The following is a 6,965-nucleotide window of genomic DNA, read 5'->3' as shown; positions in this document are numbered from 1 at the left end:
ATTATATTTCTGAAAGTGGTATTCACGATGCATCTGATGTAAGAAAAATCTTGCATAGTGGTATCGATGGCTTACTAATAGGTGAGGCGCTTATGCGTTGTGACAATCTATCTGAATTTTTACCACAACTGAAAATGCAAAAGGTGAAGTCATGATGAAATTGAAATTTTGTGGCTTTACATCAATAAAGGATGTTACAGCGGCCAGTCAATTACCTATTGATGCGATAGGTTTCATCCATTATGAAAAAAGTAAAAGGCATCAAACAATTACCCAAATAAAAAAGTTAGCGTCTGCTGTTCCAAATCATATCGATAAAGTATGTGTCATGGTAAATCCTGATTTAACAACAATTGAACACGTATTAAGCAATACGTCAATTAACACAATACAGTTACACGGCACAGAATCTATTGATTTTATACAGGAAATTAAAAAGAAATATTCAAGCATTAAAATCACTAAAGCTTTAGCTGCAGATGAAAACATAATCCAAAACATAAATAAATATAAAGGGTTCGTAGATTTATTTATTATCGACACACCCTCAGTGTCGTATGGTGGTACCGGTCAAACATATGACTGGACTATTTTGAAGCACATAAAAGACATACCTTATTTGATAGCAGGAGGCATTAACTCTGAAAATATTCAAACAGTTAATCAACTTAAATTATCACATCAAGGTTATGATCTTGCATCAGGTATAGAAGTAAATGGGCGAAAAGATATAGAAAAAATGACAGCAATTGTAAATATTGTGAAAGGAGATAGAGACAATGAATAAACAAATACAAACAGAAGCAGATGAATTAGGTTTCTTTGGTGAATATGGAGGGCAATATGTTCCAGAAACATTAATGCCAGCAATTATTGAGTTGAAAAAAGCTTATAAAGAGGCAAAAGCAGACCCAGAGTTTCAAAGAGAACTGGAATACTATTTATCAGAGTATGTAGGACGCGCGACACCACTTACATATGCTGCATCATATACTGAAAGCCTAGGTGGCGCTAAAATATATTTGAAACGAGAGGATCTAAATCATACAGGCGCCCATAAAATTAATAATGCGTTAGGTCAAGCGTTGCTTGCTAAAAGAATGGGCAAGAAGAAGCTTGTTGCTGAAACTGGTGCGGGTCAACATGGTGTAGCTAGTGCTACGGTTGCTGCATTATTTGATATGGAACTTGTTGTCTTTATGGGAAGTGAAGATATTAAAAGACAACAACTTAATGTATTTAGAATGGAATTACTTGGTGCAAAGGTTGTGGCAGTTGAAGAAGGTCAAGGGACTTTATCGGATGCAGTTAATAAAGCATTGCAATATTGGGTAAGTCATGTAGATGATACACATTATTTATTAGGTTCTGCATTAGGTCCAGACCCATTCCCAACGATTGTTAGAGATTTTCAGAGTGTCATTGGTAAAGAAATAAAATCACAGATATTGAAGAAAGAAGGTCGACTTCCGGATGCAATTGTAGCATGTATCGGTGGTGGCTCAAATGCAATCGGTACATTTTATCCATTTATTAAAGATGATGTTGCATTATACGGTGTTGAAGCCGCAGGTCAAGGCGAGGATACTGATAAACATGCACTTGCAATTGGCAAAGGATCACCTGGCGTATTACATGGTACTAAAATGTATTTAATTCAAGATGAAGGTGGGCAAGTGCAACTAGCACATTCTATTTCAGCAGGACTTGATTATCCTGGTATTGGGCCTGAACATTCTTATTACCACGACATTGGTAGAGTAACTTTTGAAAATGCAAGTGATACACAAGCAATGAATGCTTTAATCAACTTTACAAAACATGAAGGTATTATACCTGCAATTGAAAGTGCACATGCACTGAGTTATGTTGAAAGACTAGCGCCTACGATGTCGAAAGAAGATATTATTGTAGTAACTATTTCTGGACGTGGCGATAAAGATATGGAAACAATTAGACAATATATGGCAGAGCGAGGTCTTGCAAATGACTAAATTATTTATACCTTATATTATGGGCAATAAAGATTTGATTGAAAATGCAACATTGTTGAGTGAAAATGGTGCAGATATAATTGAAATTGGTGTACCTTTCTCTGATCCGGTTGCTGATGGTCCAGTTATCATGGAAGCAGGTCAACAAGCGATTAAACAAGGCATCACGATAGATTATATTTTCAATCAATTAGAAAAACATGGTGATCAAATTAAGTGTAACTATGTATTAATGACGTATTATAATATTATTTGTCATTATGGAGAACAAGCGTTTTTTGAAAAATGTCGAGATACTGGTGTCTACGGCTTAATTATTCCTGATTTACCATATGAATTATCGCAGCGTTTAAAACAACAATTTAGTCACTATGGCGTCAAAATCATATCGTTAGTTGCGATGACTACTGATGACAAACGTATAAAAGATATCGTATCTCATGCGGAAGGCTTTATTTATACTGTGACGATGAATGCGACAACAGGACAAAACGGTGCGTTTCATCCAGAATTAAAACGAAAAATTGAGTCAATTAAAGCGATAGCCAATGTGCCAGTTGTCGCAGGATTTGGTATAAGAACACCACAACATGTTGCAGATATAAAAGAGGTTGCAGATGGCATCGTCATTGGTAGCGAAATCGTTAAGCGATTTAAATCTAACACGCGTGAGGAAATCATTAGATATTTACAATCTATCCAACAAACATTGAATAATTAAGTTTACTTGATTTAAAAAAATTAGGCGAATACTGTTTGAAAAAGTGAAAAACGGTGAATTATAAAATTGAATAGAAATGATACAAAAGTAATATGAGCAAACCCAAACGTTCATATTACTTTTTTTGAAATTGTATGCAAAAATCTAAATATTACTATAAAAGTATACGCAATTAAAGCGTTTATGTTTTAGTTTTAACATTAACTATTGTATACTTATTTAGATTAGATTTATTATTTTTGACATTTGCAGAGGGGAAATAGAAAAACTGCAAATACGGAAATGAAATTAATTAACGAGAGACAAATAGGAGTAATGATAATGAAGTTTACAAATTTAACAGCTAAAGAGTTTGGTGCCTTTACAGATAGCATGCCATACAGTCATTTCACGCAAACTGTTGGCCACTATGAGTTAAAGCTTGCTGAAGGTTATGAAACACATTTAGTGGGAATAAAAAACAATAATAACGAGGTCATTGCAGCTTGCTTACTTACTGCTGTACCTGTTATGAAAGTGTTCAAGTATTTTTATTCAAATCGCGGTCCAGTGATCGATTATGAAAATCAAGAACTCGTACACTTTTTCTTTAATGAATTATCAAAATATGTTAAAAAACATCGTTGTCTATACCTACATATCGATCCATATTTACCATATCAATACTTGAATCATGATGGCGAGATTACAGGTAATGCTGGTAATGATTGGTTCTTTGATAAAATGAGTAACTTAGGATTTGAACATACTGGATTCCATAAAGGATTTGATCCTGTGCTACAAATTCGTTATCACTCAGTGTTAGATTTAAAAGATAAAACAGCAGATGACATCATTAAAAATATGGATGGACTTAGAAAAAGAAACACGAAAAAAGTTAAAAAGAATGGTGTTAAAGTAAGATTTTTATCTGAAGAAGAACTACCAATTTTTAGATCATTTATGGAAGATACGTCAGAATCAAAAGCTTTTGCTGATCGTGATGACAAATTTTACTACAATCGCTTAAAATATTACAAAGACCGTGTGTTAGTACCTTTAGCGTATATCAACTTTGATGAATATATTAAAGAACTAAACGAAGAGCGTGATATTTTAAATAAAGATTTAAATAAAGCGTTAAAGGATATTGAAAAACGTCCTGAAAATAAAAAAGCACACAACAAGCGAGATAACTTACAACAACAACTTGATGCTAATGAGCAAAAGATTGAAGAAGGTAAACGTCTACAAGAAGAACATGGTAATGAATTACCTATCTCTGCTGGTTTCTTCTTTATCAACCCATTTGAAGTTGTTTATTATGCTGGTGGTACATCAAATGCATTCCGTCATTTTGCCGGAAGTTATGCAGTGCAATGGGAAATGATTAATTATGCATTAAATCATGGCATTGACCGTTATAATTTCTATGGTGTTAGTGGTAAATTTACAGAAGATGCTGAAGATGCTGGTGTAGTTAAATTCAAAAAAGGTTACAATGCTGAAATTATTGAATATGTTGGTGACTTTATTAAACCAATTAATAAACCTGTTTACGCAGCATATACCGCACTTAAAAAAGTTAAAGACAGAATTTTTTAGGAAGGGAATTATCAAAACATGAAATTTACAGAGTTAACTGTTACCGAATTTGACAACTTTGTACAAAATCCATCATTGGAAAGTCATTATTTCCAAGTAAAAGAAAATATAGTTACCCGTGAGAATGATGGCTTTGAAGTAGTTTTATTAGGTATTAAAGACGACAATAACAAAGTAATTGCAGCAAGCCTTTTCTCTAAAATTCCTACTATGGGAAGTTATGTTTACTATTCGAATCGTGGTCCAGTAATGGATTTTTCAGATTTAGGATTAGTTGATTATTATTTAAAAGAGTTAGATAAATATTTACAGCAACATCAATGTTTATATGTTAAATTAGATCCGTATTGGTTATATCATCTATATGATAAAGATATCGTGCCATTTGAAGGTCGCGAGAAAAATGATGCCTTAGTAAACTTGTTTAAATCACATGGTTACGAGCATCATGGCTTTACAACTGAGTATGATACATCGAGCCAAGTACGATGGATGGGCGTATTAAACCTTGAAGGTAAAACACCCGAAACATTGAAAAAGACATTTGATAGTCAACGTAAACGTAATATTAATAAAGCGATAAACTATGGTGTTAAAGTCAGATTCCTTGAACGTGATGAGTTCAATCTTTTCTTAGATTTATATCGTGAAACTGAAGAGCGTGCTGGATTTGTGTCAAAAACAGATGATTATTTTTATAACTTTATTGACACATATGGAGATAAAGTATTAGTACCATTAGCATATATTGACCTTGATGAATATGTGTTAAAGTTGCAACAGGAATTGAATGACAAAGAAAATCGTCGTGATCAAATGATGGCGAAAGAAAACAAATCAGATAAACAAATGAAGAAAATTGCAGAATTAGATAAGCAAATTGATCATGATCAGCATGAATTATTGAATGCAAGTGAATTGAGCAAAACGGACGGCCCAATTCTAAACCTTGCTTCTGGCGTTTATTTTGCAAATGCATATGAAGTGAATTATTTCTCTGGTGGTTCATCAGAAAAATATAATCAATTTATGGGACCATACATGATGCATTGGTTTATGATTAACTATTGCTTCGATAATGGCTATGATCGTTATAATTTCTATGGTTTATCAGGTGATTTTACGGAAAACAGTGAAGATTATGGCGTATACCGCTTTAAACGTGGATTTAATGTACAAATCGAAGAATTAATAGGGGATTTCTATAAACCAATTCATAAAGTGAAATATTGGTTGTTCACAACATTGGATAAATTACGTAAAAAATTAAAGAAATAGATGTAAATGATGTTAGGGCTTATAGTTATTGATACTATAGGCTCTTTTTTATGCTTTTTTTAGCGAAATTTTAATTATTTCACACTAAGAAAAACTAGTATGTATTTGTCAATCTAATGTTTTTCATTATAATGATGTTTTATTGATTTAGTTTTATGATTAAAAGATTATGCAAAACATAAAATATATAGCGTCATATTTGAGTTTTAATGATAATATTTTTATAATATATAATATAAAATAATGGTTATCTGAGTATGAAATGCAAGTAAGTGAGGTAGTTAAAAAATGAATCGAATTGAAAAACATGCCAAAAACACTTTTATTATTCTGATGCTCATTATGTTATTTTGGATTTTTATGAGTTTTATTTTCCAGAAATTATTATTTCCACCTTCGAAAAATAATTTAACTACATATGAAGCATTAAAATATTATACACATTTAAAGGGATATTACGGTTTGGATCATATATCAAAAGGAATAGCATACATTGCCTGTGTGTTAATTCCATTCAATTTCTTTTTTAGATTCAATGACATCAAAAAAGATAATAACTATAATAATATTATAAGTACGTTATTCCTATTATTATACTTTTTAGTTAATGGAATTTCGTTGATTATTCAAGGATTCACTGCAGAATTTACAATTAGTTTAATTAGTGAGTCAAATATTCATAATAATCATGAATTTGCTGTGAACTTATTTAGATATGTCATACAAGAAGGTGGTATTTCTTTTAGTACATATCTAGTGTGTAACTTTTCTATAATAATGTGGTTATTCTTTTCGTGTTCTTTATTAAAAGAACGAAAACCAGTTGTCAGATGTTTACCATTAATTATATCTTGTTTAAAATTAATATTAATCCTACTATTTTTACTTTCAATACTTTTGGTCATATATCAAACTCAATCTGCACAAATCTTATTTATTTTTATAGATTTTCTAAATTTTGTCGCGTTAATTTTAGTTTATTTATGTACTAATCCTAATAATAGAGGTATTGATAAAATAGCATGTGTTAAATAAAAAGTTAATAGTAACTACAAACATACTTTACTAATAATCAAAACGACTTATACAAAATCGAAGTTATATAAGTCCCCTTATGGAATTTCACATTCTAGTTTACATAATATATATTATAGGAAGTAATGTGTGTGACGCAAAAGGTACCCTACATCATAATCATTATCTAATATCGTCACATAACTTACTTATGCTATAATCATGGTATTATATTGTTTGGAGTGATTTGATGAGATTTGTCTTTGATATTGATGGTACGCTTTGTTTTGACGGCCGATTAATTGACCAGACTATTATTGATACATTGTTACAATTACAACATGATGGTCATGAACTTATATTTGCATCAGCAC

7 protein-coding genes and 1 pseudogene are annotated in these 6,965 nt (G+C 31.5%); all 8 read left to right on the top strand.

What is annotated here, in order from left to right:
* Positions 1 to 155, top strand: a pseudogene (locus tag IDG60_RS03125) (indole-3-glycerol phosphate synthase TrpC); the annotation flags it as partial.
* On the top strand, positions 155 to 787 hold the full coding sequence (locus IDG60_RS03120; protein ID WP_000768192.1) for a phosphoribosylanthranilate isomerase: 633 nt from the start codon (positions 155 to 157) through the stop codon (positions 785 to 787). The pseudogene IDG60_RS03125 and the gene IDG60_RS03120, both read left to right, overlap by 1 nt.
* On the top strand, positions 780 to 1,994 hold the full coding sequence (trpB, locus tag IDG60_RS03115; RefSeq protein ID WP_001041351.1) for a tryptophan synthase subunit beta: 1,215 nt from the start codon (positions 780 to 782) through the stop codon (positions 1,992 to 1,994). Before IDG60_RS03120 ends, trpB begins: the two co-directional genes overlap by 8 nt.
* Positions 1,987 to 2,715, top strand: coding sequence for a tryptophan synthase subunit alpha (trpA, locus tag IDG60_RS03110; RefSeq protein ID WP_000163628.1), 729 nt, complete (start codon positions 1,987 to 1,989; stop codon positions 2,713 to 2,715). The genes trpB and trpA overlap by 8 nt, the downstream gene beginning before the upstream one ends.
* A gap of 321 nt (positions 2,716 to 3,036) precedes the next feature.
* The gene (gene femA, locus IDG60_RS03105; protein WP_000673309.1) at positions 3,037 to 4,299 is read left to right on the top strand and encodes a glycine glycyltransferase FemA; all 1,263 of its coding nucleotides are present in this window, start codon (positions 3,037 to 3,039) and stop codon (positions 4,297 to 4,299) included.
* A gap of 18 nt (positions 4,300 to 4,317) precedes the next feature.
* Positions 4,318 to 5,577 carry a glycine glycyltransferase FemB gene (gene femB / locus IDG60_RS03100; RefSeq protein ID WP_000673098.1) on the top strand — a complete coding sequence of 420 codons (1,260 nt, stop codon included), beginning with the start codon at positions 4,318 to 4,320 and terminating at the stop codon, positions 5,575 to 5,577.
* A 288-nt stretch (positions 5,578 to 5,865) separates the two neighbouring features.
* Positions 5,866 to 6,612 carry a hypothetical protein gene (locus IDG60_RS03095; RefSeq protein ID WP_001079525.1) on the top strand — a complete coding sequence of 249 codons (747 nt, stop codon included), beginning with the start codon at positions 5,866 to 5,868 and terminating at the stop codon, positions 6,610 to 6,612.
* Between the two features lie 229 nt (positions 6,613 to 6,841).
* Positions 6,842 to 6,965: HAD hydrolase family protein (locus tag IDG60_RS03090; RefSeq protein WP_206160486.1), on the top strand; the 124-nt coding region annotated here is incomplete at its 3' end.

Source organism: Staphylococcus sp. EG-SA-2 (assembly GCF_017152085.1).
Note: the sequence above shows the minus strand (reverse complement) of the source record. Positions and strands in the feature narration are given on the sequence as shown.

What these genes read in the sequence shown, in the direction of transcription:
- femA (WP_000673309.1), top strand. Translation starts at nt 3,037, where the DNA reads ATGAAGTTTACAAATTTAACAGCTAAAGAGTTTGGTGCCTTTACAGAT.
- trpB (WP_001041351.1), top strand. Translation starts at nt 780, where the DNA reads ATGAATAAACAAATACAAACAGAAGCAGATGAATTAGGTTTCTTTGGT.
- femB (WP_000673098.1), top strand. Translation starts at nt 4,318, where the DNA reads ATGAAATTTACAGAGTTAACTGTTACCGAATTTGACAACTTTGTACAA.
- IDG60_RS03120 (WP_000768192.1), top strand. Translation starts at nt 155, where the DNA reads ATGAAATTGAAATTTTGTGGCTTTACATCAATAAAGGATGTTACAGCG.
- IDG60_RS03095 (WP_001079525.1), top strand. Translation starts at nt 5,866, where the DNA reads ATGAATCGAATTGAAAAACATGCCAAAAACACTTTTATTATTCTGATG.
- trpA (WP_000163628.1), top strand. Translation starts at nt 1,987, where the DNA reads ATGACTAAATTATTTATACCTTATATTATGGGCAATAAAGATTTGATT.